The organism is Bartonella sp. AC158YNML (genome assembly GCF_042196725.1).
In the GTDB taxonomy this organism is placed as follows: domain Bacteria; phylum Pseudomonadota; class Alphaproteobacteria; order Rhizobiales; family Rhizobiaceae; genus Bartonella.
Window position 1 is genome coordinate 110,262 of record NZ_JBHIQU010000002.1, and the last position, 22,382, is coordinate 132,643.

The 22,382-nt window shown below is 38.0% G+C and carries 17 protein-coding genes; 10 read left to right on the forward strand and 7 right to left on the reverse strand.

The features are described 5' to 3' along the window. Positions 1-42: 42 nt before the first annotated feature. Both pgeF and ACFIM1_RS01670 read left to right on the forward strand, forming a co-directional pair. On the forward strand, positions 43-825 hold the full coding sequence (gene pgeF, locus ACFIM1_RS01665) for a peptidoglycan editing factor PgeF (protein WP_375609118.1): 783 nt from the start codon (positions 43-45) through the stop codon (positions 823-825). 1,062 nt (positions 826-1,887) lie between these two features. Further along, the gene (locus tag ACFIM1_RS01670; RefSeq protein WP_375607759.1) at positions 1,888-2,820 is read left to right on the forward strand and encodes a ribose-phosphate pyrophosphokinase; all 933 of its coding nucleotides are present in this window, start codon (positions 1,888-1,890) and stop codon (positions 2,818-2,820) included. On the opposite strand, the gene ACFIM1_RS01675 is transcribed toward ACFIM1_RS01670, so the two are convergent. Then, positions 2,817-4,316, reverse strand: coding sequence for a helicase HerA domain-containing protein (locus ACFIM1_RS01675; protein WP_375609117.1), 1,500 nt, complete (start codon positions 4,314-4,316; stop codon positions 2,817-2,819). The genes ACFIM1_RS01670 and ACFIM1_RS01675 overlap by 4 nt on opposite strands. Before the next feature lie 287 nt (positions 4,317-4,603). Between ACFIM1_RS01675 and ACFIM1_RS01680 the strand changes: the two genes are divergently transcribed. Then, complete coding sequence (locus ACFIM1_RS01680) at positions 4,604-5,233, forward strand: 50S ribosomal protein L25/general stress protein Ctc (RefSeq protein ID WP_375607761.1); 630 nt, start codon at positions 4,604-4,606, stop codon at positions 5,231-5,233. Between the two features lie 76 nt (positions 5,234-5,309). Beyond that, the gene (gene pth, locus ACFIM1_RS01685) at positions 5,310-5,885 is read left to right on the forward strand and encodes an aminoacyl-tRNA hydrolase (RefSeq protein WP_375609116.1); all 576 of its coding nucleotides are present in this window, start codon (positions 5,310-5,312) and stop codon (positions 5,883-5,885) included. Positions 5,886-6,301: 416 nt separating this feature from the next. Here the strand turns inward: pth and ACFIM1_RS01690 are convergent, their stop codons facing one another. Next, positions 6,302-7,042: a L,D-transpeptidase gene (locus ACFIM1_RS01690; RefSeq protein WP_375609115.1), complete on the reverse strand. Its 741-nt coding sequence runs from the start codon at positions 7,040-7,042 to the stop codon at positions 6,302-6,304. 270 nt (positions 7,043-7,312) lie between these two features. Between ACFIM1_RS01690 and ychF the strand changes: the two genes are divergently transcribed. Beyond that, entirely contained in the window at positions 7,313-8,416 is a 1,104-nt protein-coding gene (gene ychF, locus ACFIM1_RS01695) for a redox-regulated ATPase YchF (protein WP_375609114.1), read from the forward strand. Between the two features lie 155 nt (positions 8,417-8,571). Here ychF and ACFIM1_RS01700 read toward each other — a convergent pair whose 3' ends face one another. The 4 genes from ACFIM1_RS01700 to petA form a co-directional block, all read right to left on the reverse strand. After that, a complete protein-coding gene (locus ACFIM1_RS01700) occupies positions 8,572-9,012 on the reverse strand; it encodes a PRC-barrel domain-containing protein (RefSeq protein WP_375606351.1) in 441 nt (146 codons plus the stop codon). Positions 9,013-9,115: 103 nt separating this feature from the next. Beyond that, entirely contained in the window at positions 9,116-10,012 is an 897-nt protein-coding gene (locus ACFIM1_RS01705; protein WP_375606352.1) for a cytochrome c1, read from the reverse strand. After that, entirely contained in the window at positions 10,006-11,262 is a 1,257-nt protein-coding gene (locus tag ACFIM1_RS01710; protein ID WP_375606353.1) for a cytochrome bc complex cytochrome b subunit, read from the reverse strand. Before ACFIM1_RS01710 ends, ACFIM1_RS01705 begins: the two co-directional genes overlap by 7 nt. Before the next feature lie 4 nt (positions 11,263-11,266). After that, entirely contained in the window at positions 11,267-11,815 is a 549-nt protein-coding gene (petA, locus tag ACFIM1_RS01715; RefSeq protein WP_375606354.1) for a ubiquinol-cytochrome c reductase iron-sulfur subunit, read from the reverse strand. Between the two features lie 740 nt (positions 11,816-12,555). On the opposite strand from petA, the gene ACFIM1_RS01720 reads away from it, so the two are divergent. Further along, entirely contained in the window at positions 12,556-13,032 is a 477-nt protein-coding gene (locus tag ACFIM1_RS01720) for a tRNA (cytidine(34)-2'-O)-methyltransferase (RefSeq protein ID WP_375606355.1), read from the forward strand. A gap of 485 nt (positions 13,033-13,517) precedes the next feature. On the opposite strand, the gene ACFIM1_RS01725 is transcribed toward ACFIM1_RS01720, so the two are convergent. After that, on the reverse strand, positions 13,518-14,771 hold the full coding sequence (locus ACFIM1_RS01725; protein WP_375607768.1) for a CCA tRNA nucleotidyltransferase: 1,254 nt from the start codon (positions 14,769-14,771) through the stop codon (positions 13,518-13,520). 245 nt (positions 14,772-15,016) lie between these two features. On the opposite strand from ACFIM1_RS01725, the gene ACFIM1_RS01730 reads away from it, so the two are divergent. From ACFIM1_RS01730 to ACFIM1_RS01745, 4 genes are read left to right on the forward strand one after another with little or no spacing between them, the layout of a single operon-like run. After that, positions 15,017-16,048: an AAA family ATPase gene (locus ACFIM1_RS01730; protein ID WP_375609113.1), complete on the forward strand. Its 1,032-nt coding sequence runs from the start codon at positions 15,017-15,019 to the stop codon at positions 16,046-16,048. Further along, positions 16,049-16,960, forward strand: coding sequence for a DUF58 domain-containing protein (locus ACFIM1_RS01735; protein ID WP_375606358.1), 912 nt, complete (start codon positions 16,049-16,051; stop codon positions 16,958-16,960). It begins immediately after the preceding gene. Further along, positions 16,957-19,755 (forward strand): DUF4159 domain-containing protein, encoded by a 2,799-nt coding sequence (locus ACFIM1_RS01740; protein WP_375609112.1) that lies wholly within the window; start codon positions 16,957-16,959, stop codon positions 19,753-19,755. Before ACFIM1_RS01735 ends, ACFIM1_RS01740 begins: the two co-directional genes overlap by 4 nt. After that, the gene (locus ACFIM1_RS01745) at positions 19,752-21,848 is read left to right on the forward strand and encodes a glutamine amidotransferase (protein WP_375609111.1); all 2,097 of its coding nucleotides are present in this window, start codon (positions 19,752-19,754) and stop codon (positions 21,846-21,848) included. Before ACFIM1_RS01740 ends, ACFIM1_RS01745 begins: the two co-directional genes overlap by 4 nt. Positions 21,849-22,382: the final 534 nt, after the last annotated feature.

Genomic DNA, 22,382 nt, shown 5'->3' on the forward strand with positions numbered 1-22,382 from the left:
CATCTCCATCCTCACTTTAAATAATCTCCATAAGGAACTTTTATGAAATCTATCCCTCATCCCATTCTTGCAAAAAATCTTTCTACTTTACACACCCATGGAATAAAACATGGATTTTTTACACGTCAAGGTGGTTTTTCAAAAAATCTTTATCATAGTCTTAATGTTGGGAAAGGTTCAAATGATCAAGCTGAACATATCGTACAGAATCGTCTTTTGATCGCCAATTATTTTTCTATTGAAACGCAAAATTTAGTCACGGTCAATCAAATACACTCCTGTAACGTTGTTGTAGCTCATCAAGCAATTATCGGTAAACCTCCTAAAGCTGATGCTCTTGTTACGACCACACCAGGACTCGTTATTGGGGTTCTTACAGCAGATTGTGGACCCATTCTGTTTGCTGATCCACAAGCTGGAGTCATCGCTGCAACTCATGCTGGCTGGCGTGGAAGCTTAAATGGAATTATCGAGAAAACAATTGCTGTTATGGAAAAACAAGGAGCCAAAAGACAATCAATAACAGCAGTCCTTGGACCTTGTATTGGCCCTTATCACTATGAAGTAACAAACGAATTTTACGACCAATTTATTGATTACCACAGCAAATACCAAAAATATTTTTTAAAAACAGAGAAAATAAATCGCTTTTATTTTAATCTATGGGCATTTATTATAAACCAACTCAAAGAAGCAGGTGTTAATGCTTCTTGTGTAGAGCTTTGTACCTATCAAGATGAACAGCGTTTTTTCTCCTATCGCCGTGCAATACACCGCAACGAACCCGATTACGGACGGCAAATTTCTGCTATTATGCTAAAATAAGTATTTTTGTCTCAAAAAAAGATCAAACCTGCAAACAAAATAACGCCAATAAAAAATAAATAAGCTCTTTTGTACTATGTTTTTTTCATAAAAATTCTTATTGGCTCCACAAGGTATAAAAACTGTAGTGATGAGAAATAAAAACTACAAGACTTTGATTGATAATAATAATTTACTATTTTGTATGTTGAATGAGAGACCCGAATATCGTAAGATTCTTTCATTTCAAACCTGCTTATCTTGAATCAATCAAAACTATTCGCTTGCACGTTACAAGCGGGATTAGCGTGTGGATAAAATTTATATAAGAAAGGACTAAAATGGCTCTTATGAACCGTCTTAATGCAAGATCTGTCGCAATATTGGGAGCAGGAAAATATAATGATGGTGCCGGCTTGTTACTCCATAAGCGCACACTTCTTTTCAATGTTTGCTTATAATGTCCTTTAACAAGGAATTATTTAAACATAAAATATCATTGGAGATGTTTTCTATATCAATTCATTATAGAAAAAACTAAATTGGATGATTAAAAATATCTTCACTGCCTTCACGATATCTACAAATAACAACACATCGTTTTAGAAAACACCTAAAGATACCAACAGAAATAAAAAACATGACACGCATCATGATAGGCAAGAGTATATTTAAAACGAATAATATATAGAGATGAAAAATATTTTTAAATTATGCAATAAAATGCATCGTGCTATGAATTATCTCATTTTTAAAATAAAAGAGTATATGCATTTAAATGAGATTTTGTAACAAAACTCTGTAAGCAATCTCATTAGCCAATAATCAAAACAGATAAATGAATAAGTTTTTCTCTATCACAGATACCCACCGTGCAAATAAATCACATCCTTTGTTTTTCTTACGACTTCAAGAATAAACTCTACAAAAAACAAAAATTTTTGAAAAAAGAAAACACATCGTATAGATCTTTAACAATAATCAATAAAATTGTAATGGTTTTGTAATTGTTTTCTTGCAATTTAATAAAAAGAAATTAAAAACCGTTTCGCATTCTCACCATAATTATTCAGAGGTTCTACTATGAAACTTTTCTGCGGAAATTCTAATCCACGCCTAGCTGAAGATGTTACAAATTATTTGAACATTCCCTTAGGCAAGGCAACTGTAAAGCGTTTTGCTGATCAAGAAATTTTCGTAGAATTACACGAAAATGTACGTGGACAAGATGTTTTTGTTTTGCAATCCACATCCTATCCCGCAAATGATCATTTGATGGAATTGCTCATCATGATTGATGCCCTTCGTCGTTCTTCTGCGCGTCGTATTACAGCGGTAATACCCTATTTTGGCTACGCCCGCCAAGATCGAAAACCTGGACCACGGACCCCCATTTCAGCAAAACTTGTTGCCAATCTCATTACTGAAGCAGGCGCTCATCGCGTTTTAACATTGGATCTTCATGCAGGACAAATTCAAGGTTTTTTTGATATCCCTACAGATAATCTCTATGCTGTTCCTGTCATTTCTCGCGATGTCAAAGTGAATTATTCTCTTGAAAATGTTATTGTTGTTTCACCTGATGTGGGTGGTGTAGTCCGTGCTCGCTCGCTTGCCAAGCGCTTGAACAGTTTGCTCGCTATTGTAGATAAACGTCGCGAACGCCCCGGTGAATCAGAGGTGATGAATATTATTGGAGATGTATCGGGAAAAGATTGTCTTTTGCTTGATGATATTGTTGATTCAGGTGGAACTTTATGCAATGCTGCAAGTGCTTTGCTTAAACATGGTGCCAATAGTGTCACAGCTTATATCACGCACGGCGTTCTTTCTGGTAATGCAATCGAACGAATTACCAATTCAGAAATGAAGGAACTGGTTATTACAGATTCAATCATGCCAACACAAGTTATTGAGGAAGCACATAATATTCGTGTTTTACCCATTGCCGATCTCATTGGAGAAGCAATAGCAAGGACAGCAGCAGAACAATCCGTTTCAAGTTTATTTGGTTAAAGTGGTTCCTTGGGATCTCCTGGTGCTGTTTCAACACCAAGATCAGGAAATGCAACAATGCGTTGGCCACTAAAATGCGTATGAATAACAATGAGACCGCGTTCTTCAAAGTAGGTTAAAAGCCGACGGACGCGGCTTAAAGAATGAGTCCCATAAAGACGTGCTAAAAATGCATCGGATGGACAAGGCTTTCCGCCCAATGCGGCCTGTGCCACATTCAAGAAGACTCCTTGAACCTCATCTTCTAAACTTTCTGATATCTGCAAAATATGTTTCCAACGTTCACTGACAGCCGTTTGTTCATCAACAAAAGCTTGTGCAATAGCCAATTTACGCCGAAATTGCGAAAGATTAAAAGGAACCTTTGACATACCATGGATACGGCAACGAACCGAAAAATCTTGATAAAGCACCGCTGTTGAGCGATAAAAAGATTCAGAATCCTCAAGAATTTCCTGAATAACATGTTCTGCTTGACTATTACGCTCAACATCAGAAAGTTCAGGAAATAAACTCAGATTTTCTTCCAACACCTCTTGTTTTTTATGTACCACCTCCTCTAACATCTCGTGCATTGATTTTTCCCTCATCGGCTCTCGTGTTAGTTTAAATGGCGTTAAAATTTCCTCTGGTGGAGCAGTAAAAACGAGCTCTTGCACATCATCCCGCTCTGTTGGAAGTGGCATTAATTTAGGACTAGAAGAGCGTGCCAAAGTTTCAACAGAACCGATAATGATTGGTAAGGGACGTCGTGATAAAGCGGGACCTAAAGCGATAAAATTTCCCCGCTCAAGATCTCTAAACATTTCTGCTTGGCGACGCTCCATTCCCAAAAGATCAGCAGCGCGCACCATATCAATATCTAAAAAAGTCCGCCCTATTAAAAAGTTTGAAGCTTCAGCAGCAACATTTTTGGCCAGCTTAGCCAAACGTTGTGTCGCAATAACGCCAGCAAGACCACGTTTGCGCCCCCGACACATAAGATTAGTCATAGCACTCAGTGAAATTTTACGTGCTTCATCAGAAACTTCTCCTGCAGCAGTTGGAGCAAACAATTGTGCTTCATCAACAACGACAAGCATAGGATACCAATAATCACGTTCCACATCAAACAGTGCCCCAAGGAAAGCACCCACAGCACGCATCTGTTGTTCAGTATCCAAACCTTCAAGATTAAATACTACAGAAACCCGATGTTGTCGAATGCGATGCGCAATACGCGTCAATTCTAATTCGCTCCGTTGAGCCTCTACAATAACATGACCAAATTTGTCTGCCAAAGTTACAAAATCACCTTCTGGATCAATCACACAATGCTGGACCCACTGAGCACTTTGCTCTAGAAGACGGCGTAAAAGATGTGATTTACCTGAACCAGAATTACCTTGAACAAGAAGACGTGTTGCCAATAACTCTTCCAAATCAAGAAGTGCTGGCATCGATTTATGCAAAGCACGACTCTCTGATATCTCACCCAAGGCAATCTCAACCTTCATAACATCTCCAGTGTTTGATTTTGAACATATCAGCGCATATTGGTTGATTCTCCATCCCGTACCATAATGTGTAACATTTCCTCTTTTTTAACGATAGAAATCATCGATTTTTCCCACAACTCTTGCATCTATGAATAGTTTGAATTATAGAACAGACTTCTGCGTAGACACCCTTGGAGGCAACGCAGAATGGAGCAATCGCTGCTTATCAGCGCATATCTTCATATCCATGCAAAAACTGTTATTGTTTTTGAAGGATCTCCAATCATGTAAAAAGGACTTAAATTATGAGCAAAAGCTACACTCTTAAGGCCGAAAAACGCGAGCGGGTTGGTAAGGGGTCCTCCCGTGAACTTCGCCGAAACGGTCTTATTCCTGCTGTCATTTATGGTGAAAAACAACCTCCTTTGGCAATAACAGTTCCCTATAAAGAAATTTTCTATAAAATTCACGCTGGTGGCTTTCGTACCACCATTGCAACGATTATTCTTGACAAGCAAAAAATTATGGTTTTGCCAAAAGATTATCAATTAGATCCCGTGCGTGACTTTCCCCTCCATGTAGATTTCTTACGCATTTCAGCAAAATCCGTTGTAGAAGTGAATATTCCTGTCCACTTCCTCAATGAAGATACGGCACCTGGACTTAAAAAGGGTGGTGTCCTCAATATTGTTCGGCACGAAATTGAATGTACAGCTCCAGCAAGTGCTATTCCTGAAGCTATTGAAATTGATCTCTCCAGCTACTCTATCGGTGATTCTATTCACATTTCAGCAGTGCAACTGCCCAAAGGTGTGACTCCCATCATCCAAGATCGAGATTTTACCATTGCAACCATTGCAGCTCCTGCTGGCATGGATGTCAGCGATGAAACCTCTGAACAAGAAAATGATGATGAAGACAAGCAAACTTCATAAAACTCAACAGGCGGAAATTTTTTCCGCCTTAATTTATGAGACATTACCCTTACTCATACTTTGACTGAAGATACACATGTGGCTTATTGCTGGTCTTGGCAATCCTGGTTTACAATATCAAAATAACCGCCATAATATCGGTTTTATGGCTGTTGATGCCATTTACCAATCTTTTTCTTTTTCTCCATGGTCGAAAAAGTTTCAAGCAGAAATCTCCAATGGTTTCATAGATAATGAGAAAATTTTTCTTATAAAACCGCAAACTTTTATGAATTACTCTGGTCAAGCGATCGGTGAAGCTTTGCGATTTTATAAATTAGATTTGAAGAATTTGATCATCATTTATGATGAGTTAGACCTGCCTCCGGGGAAGGTCCGTGTAAAAATTGGTGGAGGAAATAATGGACATAATGGTATTAAATCTATTGATACCCATTGTGGTACTAATTATTGCCGTATACGCATAGGAATTGGTCATCCTGGAAGCAAAGAACTTGTTCATCAGCATGTTCTAGGAAATTTTACCAAATCTGATCAAGAATGGCTTCCCCCTCTCTTAGAGGCAATTGCAAAAAATACTGCTCTTCTCATAAAAGATGACAAATCTCTCTTTATAAATGAAATTTCACAAACAATAAAAAATAAGAACTGACCCTAACAGCTTATTTCTCTCATCAACAAAAAAACAACCCTTCTCTATAGAGACCTATACATATAACTTATTGATTTATAAAAATTAATTGTTTTATATTCTTGAATAGAAATGCCAAATATCACAAGATTTATTTTAAATCTATTAATAATGAAACCATAAAAACCATTGGCTTACACCTCACAAGTTGGAGGATATATGGATAAAAACTTTTGAAAAAAGAAAGAAAAATGCCTCTTATAAATTTCGTCAAAGGCAAAACCTGTTGGGAAAATATGAAAGCTAGCAAATAGAACAATGATATTTGTACATATCTTTTGAAACAGAGAAGAGATCTATACTCTTTTTTTGGAAAAAGAGAAGATTGAACAGCAAACCAAAATACTCAATGGTCCTCTCCAATCTTCTCCCTAAAATTAAAAATCATCCGGCTGAATGGTTGATTGTAGTGGATCGTAGCCATTTAATTGTTGACTGTAAACTGTAGGGTTACTCCTATTGTTTTGCAACACCACAACACGCGAACCAACGGGAACACGATTATAAAGATCAATAATATCTTGATTGAGCAAACGGATACACCCACTTGAAATAGCACGCCCAATTGACCAAGATTCATGTGAGCCATGAATACGGAAAAGTGTATCTTTTCCATTTTTGAAAAGATAGAGTGCCCGTGCGCCCAATGGATTATCAGGACCTGGAGGCATTCCTTTCCCTAAATGACCATAACGTTCTGGCTCTCGAGCCATCATTGCTGCAGTAGGAGCCCAATTAGGCCACCGACGCTTGCGCTGTACAACCCCTTCACCTTCAAATGCTAGGCCTTCTTTACCGACTCCAATCCCATAACGTAAAGCCTTCCCATTTTCACCAATAAGGTAAAGAAAACATTCTTCCGTATCTATAACCAATGTTCCAGGGGGATAAGATGTATAATAAAGCACTTCTTGTCGCCAAAACTTTGGATCAATTGTCGCAAGATCAACAGCAGGTAACAAATAAGCCTCATTCGTTATAGGACCGTACAAAGCCTGTATCTCTGGTGGAATGTATCGAATTTGTTGAACAGGAATCGACGATATATCTGACGGATGTGTAGCACACCCAGCCAAAGCTAAAAGTGCTAAAATTAAAAAGGTACAACGAGATAACACTCTTCTATTTTCTCCGATTAATTATTTATGCAGATTTGCATACCATGAAAAACTTAGCACAATATTAACATTAATTCGAAGTTTTCTTATCCTTGTAACTAAGGAGAGCATTAAGATAAGAAGAATTTTAAAAGATAAAAAAGTAGATTATCTGTTATTGTAGACTTTTTTCTCATTTATTGCAATACAAAGACTATAACTCTTCTGAAAATATGCTATAAAAAGGAAGCTTTATCTTAACCATAAAATCAGTAGAAAAGAAAGACTCTCATGGGCTTTAAATGCGGTATTGTCGGATTACCTAATGTCGGGAAATCAACTCTTTTTAATGCATTAACAAAAACAGCCACTGCACAGGCTGCCAATTATCCTTTTTGTACTATTGAACCCAATACCGGTGAAGTTGCTGTTCCAGATTTACGAATGGAAAAAATTGCATCAATTGCTGGTTCAAAAGAAACGATTCCTACACGCATTAACTTCGTTGATATTGCGGGGTTGGTACGAGGAGCCTCAAAAGGCGAAGGTTTAGGGAATAAATTTTTAGCCAATATTCGTGAAGTCGATGCCATTGTCCACGTTTTACGCTGTTTTCAAAACGAAGATATTACCCACGTAGAAGGACGTATTGATCCTGTTAGTGATGCAACAACGGTTGAAACCGAACTTATGCTTGCAGATCTTGAAAGTCTTGAGAGAAGAATCGTACAAATCCGTAAACGAGCAACTGGAAAAGATAAAGAAGCCCTTACAATTCTACCCATTATGGAAAAAGCATTAAACATACTGCAACAGGGAAACCCTGTCCGCTTATTACTCAAAGATATCTCTTCTGATGAAAAGAACATTCTTAAAAGTTTAAATCTTTTAACCTCCAAACCTGTACTTTATGTTTGCAACGTAAGCGAAAATGACGCCGCTCATGGCAATAGTTTTACCCAAACAGTTGAAAAAATGGCAACAGAGCAAAATGCGCAAAGTATTATCATTTCGGCTTCTATCGAAGCGGAAATCACGCAACTGAGTGATGCTGAAGCCTCAGAATATCTCAATGCTCTAGGACTCTTTGAACCAAGTTTAAATCGCCTTATTCGCGCTGGTTATCATTTACTTGATCTCATTACTTACTTCACCTGTGGGCCTAAGGAAACGCGAGCATGGACAATTGCGCGTGGTACCAAAGCTCCCCAAGCAGCTGGCGTTATTCACTCAGATTTTGAGCGCGGCTTCATTCGTGCACAAACCATCAGCTACAATGACTATATTGCTCTGGGTGGAGAAAGCGGTACAAAAGAAGCAGGAAAAGTCCGCGATGAAGGAAAAGAATACATTGTGCAAGATGGCGATATCATGTTATTTAAACATAATACTTAAATCTTCACTCTATCTTAATAGTTTATTTTGAAAATTTTGTATTAAGTTCATGAGAGCTTACCGCAAAAGTTCCTAAAGGTCTCCTGAACAAAAAACAGGTGCTACCATTATTGTGACAGCAACTGTTTTATCCATTCAAGAATGGAAATATAAAATTAGCGCGTCCAACGCCCTTCGTATTTAAATGTTGGAGCGTCCTTTAAAGAATCTTTTGTCGCATTTGTAATAAGTTTCCACTTACCATAATCATTTGTCATCTGGATTGTTTCTGGAGAAACGACCACATAACTCTCCCCTATACCAAGGAAACCACCAACTGCAACAACAAATCCCGCAATATTATTTTCACGTAAAATAATATCTTTTACTTCACCAATATTTTCATCTTCTATATTATATACCTTAGCACCTATAAGGCTAGAAGCAACAAAATCCGTTGCTAAAGGTGTTACATAACGCACAGAATTATTTATCCCTACCTGTACAATACCTGTCGAAGAAATCATTTCAGGTTTAGAAGGTCCTTCAAAAGACTGCGCATAAGTACTAGAAATCATCAAAATTGACATAAGAGTAGTACATGAAATTTTTTTCATTTTAACATCTCCGTTTTTACTTTGCTTTTACTTTATAAAACCTCAATGCATTATAAACAGATTTGTTCCTTATGCTTTTTATACTCTTTCAAAACCAGTCGCCTTATCCTTTTTTCTTTATTTCGTCTTTTGTTTCTTTCTCAAACTCTTCTTCTAAACTACGCCAAATACGACCTTTTAAAATATAAACAAGCCCTGCAAAAATGATTAAAAATAAAATAACACGAAAACCGGTTTTTTTACGAATTTCCATATGAGGATCAGCAGACCACATCAAAAAAGCAGAAACATCACGAGCGTAATGTTCAACGGTTTCTGGGGTTCCATCTTCATAAGCAACTACACCATCACTCAAAGGAGGTGCCATAGTTAAAAAATTACTGGCAATAAAATAAGGATTATACCAATAACCATCAGCAACTTTTACCTTCTTCGGCGCTTCCTGATATCCTGTTAAAAGAGCTGTAATATAATCTGGACCAGCCGTATCATAATGAGTCAAAACATCCGTAATTAAAGCAGGAAAAGGCAAAGATACACCACGTGCACGTGCCATCAATGACAAATCTGGAGGATAAGCACCATTCAAAACCTGTCTTGCTTCTTCTTCATACGCAAAGGGAGAAGGAAAATAATCCGTTGCAACCCCAGCACGTTTAAAAAATTTTCCTTCTCGATTAGGACCATCACGCACTTCATACTGCCCCGCCAAAACTTTAATCTGTTCTTGATCATACCCAAGAGCTTTTAAATTGCGAAAAGCCACATATTTTAGCCCATGGCAGCTGGAACAAACTTGTTTATAAACCTTTAATCCGCGCCTCAATTGCGCCTTATCGTAGAACCCAAATGGACCTGAAAAACTCCATTCTTGTTTTTTAGGAACCTGTAAAGGAAAAGAAATAAATCCCTCTTCCTGATCAGAGGCATCACCCGCTAAACTCTGAGCAGAAAAACTCATAGCAACAATAACAACCAGCCCGACAAAAACATTTACCATAGTCTCTTTTTTTTCTGTTTTAAATCTTGCATAATTGAAGAAGGAAGAGAATAATTTTTTTCAAACGCTGGCAAAATCGGCAAAATAACCAAAAAAAATATAAAATAATAAACCGTAGCCAATTGTGTCCATAAAAGAATTTTGTCACTTATTTCTCTTGACCCCAACCAACCAAGAAAAACGACATCAATAACCAACGCCCAAAAGAAAATTTTATAAACAGGTCGATATCTTGCTGAACATATTTTAGAGCGGTCCAACCATGGCACAAAAATTAAAATGCAAATCGAACTGACGAATAAAACAAAGCCAACAAAGTTTGAAGAGAAAATACCAATATCAAAAGTTATAGCACGAAGCATCGCATAAAAAGGCAAAAAATACCATTCTGGAACTACACGAAGAGGTGCCTTTAAAGGATCTGCCACACTATAATTTTCAACCTGCCCCATATAATCGGGCATATAAAACAAAAACCAGGCAAAGAAGATGAGAAAAACAGTAATAGCAAAAATATCTTTGATCAGTGCATAAGGCGAAAATGGAACCGTTTCCTTATCTGACTGTATAGCAAGACCCGTTGGATTTCCTTGCCCAACACAATGAATTGCCCAAATATGAAGCCCCACAAAAAGAAGCAAAACAAATGATAAAACATAATGGAAAACATAAAAACGATTCAACGTTGGTTGTCCTACGACATAACCACCAAGAAGTGTCTCATGCAACCAAGACCCCACTAAAGGAATCGTTTTGAAAAGCCCTGCAATCACTGAAGCAGCTGAAATAGACATCATCCCCCAAACAAGCACATAACCAAAAAACGCTATTGCCATCATGATGATATAAATAAAAATACCTGTAACCCATACCATTTCTCGCATATTTTTATAAGAACCATAATAAAGTCCACGTGCCAAATGGATATAAACAGCAATAAAAAAAAACGAAGAGCCTACACAATGCCATGGACGAAAAAGCCAACCAAACTGCCCTTCACGCCGAAATCGTTCACTAGTTTCAAAAGCCAAATGAATATCCGGAACATAATGCATAGCCAAGACAATACCTGTCAATAGCTGTGATAAAAGCATAATGGTTAAAATACCGCCAAATGTGTAAAAGTAATTAAGATTACGCGGAACAGGAAAAATCACAAATGCATTATAAAAAAAACGAGGAAGAGGAAAACGCTTATCAAACCAACGAGCAAGTGCATTTTTAGGACAATAAGGAGAAAACCTTGTCATAACCTTATCCTATTTTGAGCAAAGTATCAGAAAGAAATTGGTAAGGAGGAATAGCCAAATTATAGTTAGCTGGACCCGAACGCACTCTTCCAGCTGTATCATAAACAGACCCATGACAGGGACACAACCACCCTCCAAATTTACCCGATTGCCCAAGTGTTACACAGCCTAGATGCGTACAAAGATTAATAACAATAAGCCAATTTTCACGTCCTTTACCTGCTGAACGCGCAAAATCTGTTGCTTCCTTTTCACCTTCAAGATTAGGATTGCGCGCTTGACGATCTTTTAGAAGTCTCAATTCAGTAGCGCGCGCATCAGCAATTTCTTTTGCCGTACGATTTCGAATAACAACAGGCTGTCCTCGCCACTTTACCGTTATCGACATCCCCTCTTCAATACCAGAAAGATCAACCTCAACAGAGGAAGATGCCAAAACAGCTTCATCTGGACGCAACTGACGGATAAAAGGCCACATAACCGCTCCCATTCCAACTGCTCCTGCAACAGCTGTTACCAAAAACAGAAAATCCCGCCTCGTTTGCTCACCCATGGCCTTAACTTAAAGAGACACTTTGCTAAAACATCCTTTCTACCATACCCTCTCCCATTGTACAATGCTTGATCACTCAGTTACCTCAATCATAAAAACATCCCCGTAAAAACTCCTGCCATTTGTATGGTTTATACAAAAAACTGTTTTATAATGATAATTCATCATTTTACAGAGTGAATGAAATCCTGAAACACCGTAAGGTTTTTTCATTTCCAACCTATTCATATTAATTCAATCAAAATTACTCTCCCGCCCGTGAAAATCAGAGATAGCATGTAAATAAACACTTCTAAAGAAAGATAGTCTTATTATGACCATATCTCAGTAAACAAGTTGAGCTTATCGGTTATTTCTTTAACACATTTACAGCATCTCTCCCTCTCTCAATTCCAACTGGTTGTATGAGTATTTTTTTCGCTTCTGTTTTTGCATAAGCTTCTGTTTTTGCATAAAAAGCATATTTTGTTGATTTTAATTAAAATGGATGATCTAACCTCATTAAATATCCCACTTTTCAACATAATGAGCCAATCCATTCATGGATCACTCAATAAAATGAAGTCCCGAATAGGGAGCTTCTCTCTTATCCCAAACAGATCTGTATACATAACTTTTTCCCTGAAATTTAAAGGGAATAAAAATTAACCGTAAAAAACATGTATTTCTCAAAGCATATTTTTCGAATAAATTGTGGTATTTCTTTACAAAGTCGAAAGAAAAATCATATTACAGAGAACATGACACTTCATATAGCTCTTTTCCAACCTGATATTGCTGGTAATACTGGAACGATTTTACGTCTTAGCGCTTGCTTTGGTTTACATGTGCACATTATTGAACCTGCAGGCTTTAATCTGTCGGATCGTAATCTCAAACGCGCAGGATTGGATTATCTCGAATATGCTTCCTTAGAACGACACATTGATTGGCAACATTTTATAAGCTCCATGAAACACTTTAACCGCCGCCTGTTGCTTTTAAGTACAAAAGCAAAAACATGCTATACGCAGATATGCTATCAAAGAAATGATGTTTTACTTTTTGGTCGGGAATCAGCTGGAGTTCCCGATTATGTTCATGAAACGGCCGATTACACACTGAAAATTCCCATGCAACCACAGGCACGCTCTCTCAATCTCGCCATGAGCGTGGCTATAACAACAGGAGAAGCATTGCGCCAAATTGGTTATTATGAAAGAAAATGTATTTTATAAAAATATAAATTATCACGAAAAACAATAATACAACATATAAAGAACAGTTAGAGTGTATAATGCCTATCATTTTCAAACAATTAAGTGCTTGTAAAATAAACATTTCTTAGTGCCCATCACATCCATTTCATATCACCTCATATCACCACCTATGAATGATTAAATACTCCTCATAGTAAAAATCCAGTGAACATCCCCCTCTTTATGGTCATACAAGGTGCAAACCGCTATCACTATTCTCTTTATTCGTTCTCATTTTCGAGAATCCTTATCTTTGAGATGGTTTATAAGAGACATTTTCCCCCTCTGTAATCATTTTTCCTCACTTGTGACGTGTAAGGCAATAATTTTGATTGATGTAATATGAACAGGTTTGAAATAACCTTACAATATTGTGGACTCTTCTTTCACATGAATAGTGATTATTATAAATTAATATGTTGACTTAAAAAATATAAAAAACAGTGGGTTTATAAACAGAAATATTATAAATCAATTTTTTCTAATAGTGCATGACGATCCATTAAAAATCCGCTTTCAATCCATATCATTTCTAGCTCTTTAAGCTTTTTTCCTAAAAGTATACCTTTCGTAAAACCTTTTTTTATTAAATCGTTACCATTAATAGGAAAAGTTGGAATTTGCCATTTTTTGGCAAGTTGATAAAGCTTAATATAACCCTCTGCTTTTTGCAAAGCATCACTTTTTTCCAGATGATCAAGATGTGATGCAGCGACAGACAACGATAATTGATCTAAAACTGGCTGTCGTCCATGAAAATAAATCAGTTTTTGCACAAAATGATCAGAACAGTTTTGGTTTATTATTTCTAACTCTGCCCATTCTTTTAATCGCGTTGTTTCCTTAAGAGAAAAACGCAAGCGCTGTGCCATTTCATGAAGACGCATGGGATCAGGAGGAAGAAGGCTTTCTAGCCGTAACAATGGATCAACTTTCCAACCAAGAGCCTGTTCTGTCTTCACCAATGCGTGAATTGCATCAATACCCCATCGTTCTGTTTCAGGGAAAATGAGTGCCAAAATTCTGCTTTGTCGCATCCATAAAAGAGCACGCGTTGGATCAAACGCCGCAAGAAGCTTTTTCATTTCTACCCAAATACGTTCAGAAGAAAGTTTTTTTAAACCGTGTTTTAAACGAACACATGCCTTCAATCCTTGCACATCAGGTCGCCCTGCTCCATACCACGCAAAAAAGCGAAAAAACCGTAAAATACGCAAATAATCTTCGCCAATACGATCTTCTGCAACCCCAATAAAACGAACTGTTCGGCTAGCAATATCACTCAAACCTCCCACATCATCATAAAGGTTGCCAGCAGCATCACAATAAAGCGCATTTATCGTAAAATCTCGCCGTTCAGCATCTTTTTTCCAATCACGACCAAATGCCACTTTTGCATGACGACCATCCGTTTCAATATCGCAGCGAAGCGTTGTAACCTCATAAGAACATGAATGAGCAACTACTGTTATTGTACCAAACGCAATCCCTGTAGGAATAGCTTTAAATCCTGCTGCTTCTACACGTGCGATAATCTGTTGCGGCAAGCAGGTTGTGGCAATATCAATATCACTAATAGGCTGCCCTAGCAGTTGATTGCGTACTGCTCCCCCTACAATACGCGCCTCTTCCCCCTCCACAGACAAAACACGAAGAAGTGTTTGGATATCACTTTGTTGTAACCACGCAACCTGTTTGAAGTTCTGTCTTATATTCACACTTTAACCTTTCAAAAAAGTTGTCTTCATTGCTTTAAAAAACTCTCTTCATAAAACAATTTTTTTAAGACATCCCTTATAAAGCACGTCTATTCTTCCAAAGAAACTTTTCTCTTCTATATGAATATGAAAAAAAACGGCATATGATACTTCATTTCTTCTCATTTTCTGTTACAAACAATAAGATATCCATTATCATGCAGAGAAAATTACCATTTTTGCGACAAACGCCTTAAGGAAGAAATATGAGTCAACATGATCCATCATCCAATTCTATAAAAAAGGTCAATATCAATCATGAAGCTCAAGTCATTATTGATGATATTGATACGGCACACAAAGAGTTGGATATTTTACAAAAAGAAATTGACAAAGTTATTTTTGGGCAAAATCAGGTAATCGAATATGCTTTAATCGCTATTTTTGCTGGTGGTCACGCCCTTCTTGTCGGTGCTCCAGGACTTGCAAAAACACGTCTTGTTGAAACATTGGGAACAGTCTTAGGGCTTGATGAAAAACGCATCCAATTCACTCCTGACTTAATGCCATCGGATATTATTGGTTCTGAAATTATGGATTCCAATAAAGACGGTAAACGTTCTTTTCGATACATTCAAGGTCCTATTTTCACGCAACTTCTCATGGCCGATGAAATCAATCGTGCTTCCCCACGGACACAGTCAGCCCTTTTACAAGCTATGCAAGAATATCATGTTACTGTCGCAGGTACCCGTTATGATTTGCCACAACCTTTTCATGTTCTTGCAACGCAAAATCCTCTCGAACAAGAAGGGACCTATCCACTTCCTGAAGCACAACTGGATCGCTTTTTGATGCAAATCGATATTGACTATCCTGACCTCACAACAGAGCGACGGATTATTTTAGAAACAACAAAAGAAAAAAAATCAAATGCAAAACCAATTTTATCCGGCAAAAAATTGCAAAAAATTCAAAATATCGTTCGCAAAATGCCTCTTTCAGAAAATGTGATTGAAGCTATTTTAAAAATTGTCCGCTCATCTCGCCCTCATAAAGACAATAGCCTTGCTAATACTTATGTTTCTTGGGGACCTGGTCCACGGGCATCACAAGCCCTTTCACTTTGTGTTCGCGCTCGTGCTCTTTATTATGGACGCTTAGCTCCTTCACTTGATGATGTTGAAGCATTGGCCTATCCCGTATTACAACACCGCATGGCTCTTAATTTTTCTGCCCGTGCTGAAGATATAACCGTAAAAGATATTATTAATAACCTTGTGAAAGATGCTCTTTGAATGGCTCTTGGCAAAAAAGTTTTACAAAAGCCTCCATTGTCGCTGGCAAATGAACTGCATAAGGATACTGGCAAAATGCCATATTTCCTTTTACAAGCGCGTCATATCGCTAATACATTGATAACCGGATGGCATAGACAACGTAAAAGCGGTAATGGGGAAAACTTTTGGCAATTTCGTCCCTATATGGAAGGAGAATCCATTAGCCGCATTGACTGGCGTCGCTCAGCGCGTGATGAAAATACATATCTCCGTGAACATGAATGGCAAATGACACAAACCGTTTGGCTTTGTCCTGATCAGAGCGCATCAATGCATTACTGTTCGCGCTTTTCTAAAATCTCTAAAGGTAATCATGCCACTCTTCTTACCCTTACCTTGGCATCCCTTCTTGCACGCAGTGGCGAACATATTGCTATTCCCAACTTAATGTCCCCCACAATGACATCCAATGTCGTAGAACGAATAGCCTTTGCTTTAGAAAATCATTCAGATGAAAATTCATTTCCGGATTTTTCAACGATTACACGCTTTTCACATGTCGTTATAATGAGTGATTTTCTCGACTATCCTGAAAAAATCATCCAACATTTAACCGTTTTAACTACAAAACAGGTGACAGCTCATTTAATTGAAATTTCTGATCCCGCAGAAGAAAGCTTCCCCTACACAGGTCACACAGCATTTTTGGATCCTGAAACGAAAGAGAAACATGTTTCCACTAAAGCAGAAGATCTTCGTAAGAGCTATTGTAAACTATATCACGCAAGGCGACAAGAATTGGTAAATTTTTGCGCACGCCAAGGATGGTCTTATCACGTTAGTACAACGGATCAACCTTTAACAGAGACCATTTTTCATCTCGCAAATACAATGAGCGACTCTCCATTGCAAAAAAGGAGGGCACTTTGAGTTTTGCTGCTCCCTTTCTGTTACTAGGGCTTTTGTTCCTACCGGTCATTTGGTGGCTATTGCGGATAACTCCTCCATCTCCGCGTAAAGAGCTTTTTCCCCCTTTTCGCTTCTTACCCAAACCAACTCATCAACAAGAAACAGCAAAACATACACCTTGGTGGTTGCTCTTGTTGCGTTTAACCATAGCGGCACTTGTTATCATAGCTCTAGCACGCCCCACTTGGAATCAAAAACCAATAAGCCTTTCTGGGTCTCAACCCCTTGCACTCATTATTGATAATGGTTGGGTTTCTGTAAAAGAATGGAAAAAACGCATCTCTATCGCTGAAATACTCCTTGCACAGGCAGAAAAACAGCAAAAAGATATTTATCTTGTTGCAACGGCTGAACATGATATCTCCAATATAGAGCCCCAACCAGCCAAGATTATAAAACAGCATTTAATGCATTTGCAACCGCGTCCTTGGCCTGTCAACCGTGTGCATGCCTTCAAAAAACTCAGCGAAATAACCAAAGGAAAACCTCTTGATATTGCTTATTTAAGTGATGGATTACAAACAAATGAAGATGAGCAAGCTTTTGCTCTTCTTGAAGAACTAAAACCTAGAAACTTCTTGTGGTATTTGACTGATATTTCCGATTTAACCGGCATAACATCCATAGAAAATAACAATGGAAACATGGGCGCGCGTATTATCCGCTCAACAACACACAGTAATACTCCCGCTATACTCAGCCTTTACGATTCAAATAATCAACTTCTCGGTCAATTTACGAACAATTTCTCTGAAGGAGAAACAACAGTACTTGTTCCTTTTAATGTACCACTTGAACTACGCAATGATATCGCTTGGATAAAAATAAACAATCAAAACCATGCTGCTGCAACCTTCTTGGTAGACAGCCATAACAGGATAAGCCGTGTTGCTCTTCTCTCACCCGATACCAATGAAATGGCACAGCCTTTACTTGCTCCATTTTATTACATTATTAAAGCCTTACAAGGTCATACACAGCTTATAACAGCCGGTGGAAGAGAACTTTCAACGGATATTGATCATTTGCTTAAACAAAATCCATCTGTTTTTATTATGGGTGACATTGTTAACATGCCCGAAAATGCAGAAAAAAAACTTTCTGATTTTGTGAATAAAGGGGGAACACTCATCCGCTTTGCAGGAGAAAAACTCAGTAGCGCAGAACATTACGATAACCTTCTTCCGATACCACTGCGCCCAGGCCAACGTTCCCTTGGAAGTATTATGTCTTGGACAAAACCACAAAAGCTTGCACCTTTTGCAAAAAATAGCTTTTTCTTTGGTCTTCCCTTTCCAGGAGATGTTACTGTCTCTCGCCAAATCCTCGCAGAACCAACCCCAGATCTTTTTGAAAAAACGTGGCTTAGCCTTTCGGATGGAACTCCTCTTATTACCGCAGCAAAACGTGGTAAAGGAACCCTCATTCTCATTCATGTTGCTCCTGACCCAACATGGTCTAATCTTCCTCTTTCTGGCTTTTTTGCACAAATGCTGCAAAAATTAATCACATTAGGTTCTAACGAAAACACAAACCTAACACACAGAGAAAAAAGAACAGTGGTACAAAACCCTTGGCGAACTATAGCCGTTGACGGACAATTACAAGTACCATCCTCTGATATTGTTCCACTGGTCTTTGATGCTCAAAATCCACCCCGTCCTTCCTATCATACCCCACCAGGACTTTATGGTGTCAAAAACAATTTTTATGCGCTTAATCTCTTAACTCATTCATCGCGCTTGATGAAACAATCATCATTGCCACCTTCTCTTAACAAGAGTCCTTTATCTTACGATACAAAAGAAAAAAATCTTACCGGTCCACTTTTAGGATTAGCCATCTTATTATTCGCCTTTGATAATTTTCTCATTTTATGGATGGGAGGTATTTTTTCTTTCAATAAACGGCATAATATGTTTTTCCTCCCTCTCATAATTCTTATTGCCTTGTTTGCATATGCTCCAATTCTTCATGCACAAACGACAGAAAATCATCATGATAGTGTACAAGCCGCTGGTGCAACACATCTTGCCTACGTTATAACCAACAATCGTGAAATTGATACAACGAGTAAAAGTGGTCTAGAAGCCTTAAGCCAATTTATTGCAGAGCGCACAATGCTTTCCCCTGGCTCTGTTACAGCACTTGATCTCGATAAAGATGAACTCTCCTTTTATCCTCTTATTTACTGGCCAATTGATGTTGAGAGTCCTATACCAACTCCCAAAAGCCTTGAAAAAATAAATAATTTTATGAAACATGGGGGAACAATTTTATTTGACACACGCGATCAGATAAAGAGCAATCTTAATCTTGAAGGAGATGCCACTCCAGAAACGCAAAGATTACGAACCATCTTAAAAGGATTAAATATTCCATCCATTGAGCCAGCATCAACCGATCACGTTGTTGCACGTTCCTTTTATATTATGCCAGATTTTCCTGGTCTCTACCGTGGTTCACCTTTATGGGTTGAATCCTCATCAACAAACAAAAAAAATAAAAATTCTCTTGCCAGTGGTGATAACGTAAGTTCTCTTCTCATCACCGCAAATAACTTTGCCGGTGCTTGGGCACTCGATGAAAAAGGAACATGGAAATATCCCCTTGTTCCCAATGATCCAATGCAACGTCTATGGGCATTTCGCGCAGGTTTAAATATTGTTCTTTATGTGCTTACAGGAAACTATAAAGCGGACCAAGTTCATGTTCCTGCGCTCTTGGAACGCTTTAAAAGAGAAAGAAGGCAATGATACCACTTTTCACTTTTCAGCCTTTCTTACCACTCTTTTGGATTCTGCTCTTAAGCGGAATATCCTTTCTTTTTGTCGTTGTTGGTCTTGTTACGCAACGTCAAGGTTCTATATTTCGTCTGATGGCATTAAGCGCCCTCATCCTTGCTTTGCTTAATCCAATGATCATAAAAGAACAGCGCGAACCACTGAAAAGCACAGTGGGAATTATTATTGACCGCAGCAAAAGCCAAACATTTGGAACACGTACAAACGACAGTGATGAAGCGCGCGCGCAATTAACTCAAGTATTGGCGCATTATCCACAATTTGAACCACGTTTTATTGAAGCTGGAAAACTTGCTGATAATCAGTATGCGCCCTCAACGAATTTGTTTGAGACTTTAACACAAGCAGTATCTGATGTACCACTCTCTCGTTATGCAGGAACCATTTTTATCACTGATGGACAAGTGCATGACATCCCTGACCTATCAGATCTTCATCATGAAGCACCTCTCAATGCTTTGATTACAGGATACTCAGATGAATTTGATCGCCAAATCAAGTTTATTTCTCCTCCACGCTTTGCCCTTGTCAACAAACCACAAACGCTCTCCATTTTGGTAGAAGATAAAGGCCCCGCCAAAAAAACAATACCACAGAAAGCAAATATTACACTAAGCGTCAATGGACAAGACATTGGCCATTATTCTGTAACTCCTGGCGTGATTTTTCAAACTGAAATTACTCTTCCTCATGCTGAAAAAAATATTATCCAAGTTATAACTGATCCATACAAAGGTGAACTAAGCTTTGAAAATAACCGCGCTATAACAATTATTGAAGGAATCAGAGAAAATTTACGCGTTCTTCTTATTTCAGGTGCTCCTTATAATGGAGAACGGACATGGCGAGACCTTTTGAAAGGTGACTCCAATATTGATCTTGTTCACTTTACTATTTTGCGTCCCCCCACCAAAGCAGATAATACGCCCTCAAGCCAATTATCCTTAGTGGTCTTTCCCACAAGAAAACTCTTTGTTGAAGAAATTAATAACTTTGATCTCATCATCCTTGATGGCTACCAGCACTCTACTGTTCTCCCCTTAATCTATTATGATTATATCGCCCAATATGTACAAAAGGGGGGTGCATTGTTGATGGTAACAGGACCTGAATTTACCCAAAAAAACTCACTTGCGAAAACACCTTTAATAAGCATTCTACCGGCATTGCCCAATGGAACTATTATTGAAAAACCTTTTCGCCCCACATTAACCAAAGAAGGTGAGCGCCATCCTGTCACAAGGGGTCTTGCAACACTTAACCTTCCAGCTTCTCAATGGGGACAATGGTTGCGACAAATTGCTATTCAAAATATAAATAACGGAATCGCCCTCATGAAAGGAGCCAATGAACAACCACTTTTAATTCTCTCCCATGTTGATAAAGGGCGTGTAGGCATGTTGCTTTCCGATGAAAGTTGGCTTTGGGCTAGAGGTTTCGAAGGCGGAGGTCCTTATGCTGCTCTTTATCGACGAATTGCCCATTGGCTTATGAAAGAACCAGAACTTGAAGAAGAAAAATTAAGTGCAACCAGCAGCAATCATCATTTAACAATTCGCCGCCAAACCCTCAAAGAGCATCCAGAGCCCGTCGAAATAATCTTTCCCTCTGGAAAAAAAGAAAATATTACTCTCACCAAAGAACAAGAAGGACTTTTTACTGCAACTGTGACCACTGATGAGACAGGAGTTTTTACCATTAAAAATGGCGATTTAACAATACTTTCTTCTGTAGGGATGCTCGATAATCTTGAGTTGTTTGACTTGACTTCAACACAAGAAAAACTGGCCCCCATTATTAAGCACACTGGTGGCTACATCGGACGTTTACACTCTGAGGGAAAAGAAAATTTTCATCTTCCTCCATTCAAGCTGATTCAATCAAAAAAAAGTCCGTCCTCTTCCCCAGCACATTCAATTGTTCTGAAAGAAGCAACCGAAACCCGTTTAATCAATACCTTTTATTTTTCGATATTTTCTGGCTTTTTTGCACTGCTTGCCTGCCTTTTACTGTTGAGCAGCATGTGGTATCGTGAAGGCCGTTAAAAAATCTGAAATTTAGTATAATAGTTTTTAAATTTAGCTTATCCTTTTACGTATTTACTTGTCTTTTATAATTATATAACGTATTGATTTATAACTCAAAATACAGTGGAATTCTCCTTATTTCCAATATCCTCATATTAAAATAATAAAAAACATTCTCTTGCGTATTATTAGAAGAAATGCTGTATGGATAGAAACCATTGAAGAAAAGAGTGAAATACCTCTTATAAATCCTCTTAAAGCAAAGCAAGAATTTTCATAAAATTGGGGGAAAATAGTATGATGTTTTTTATTTGCACCTTGTATAAGCGTAGAGATGGTAGTGTACAGTAAGCCCTATATAGTTCACAGAAGCTTTCCATTATAATATCGAGTACCGTCTTGAAATTAGCTCAAACGCATTGAGAAATGTTTTTTACAAATATGTGAATGTACGACACAATGATATTTTATTAGGGATATTCTATTTGGAAAATTCCGCTTGAGACATTCTTTTTTGCAAGCTAATTTTCATTTTACCATCTTTCTTGCCTT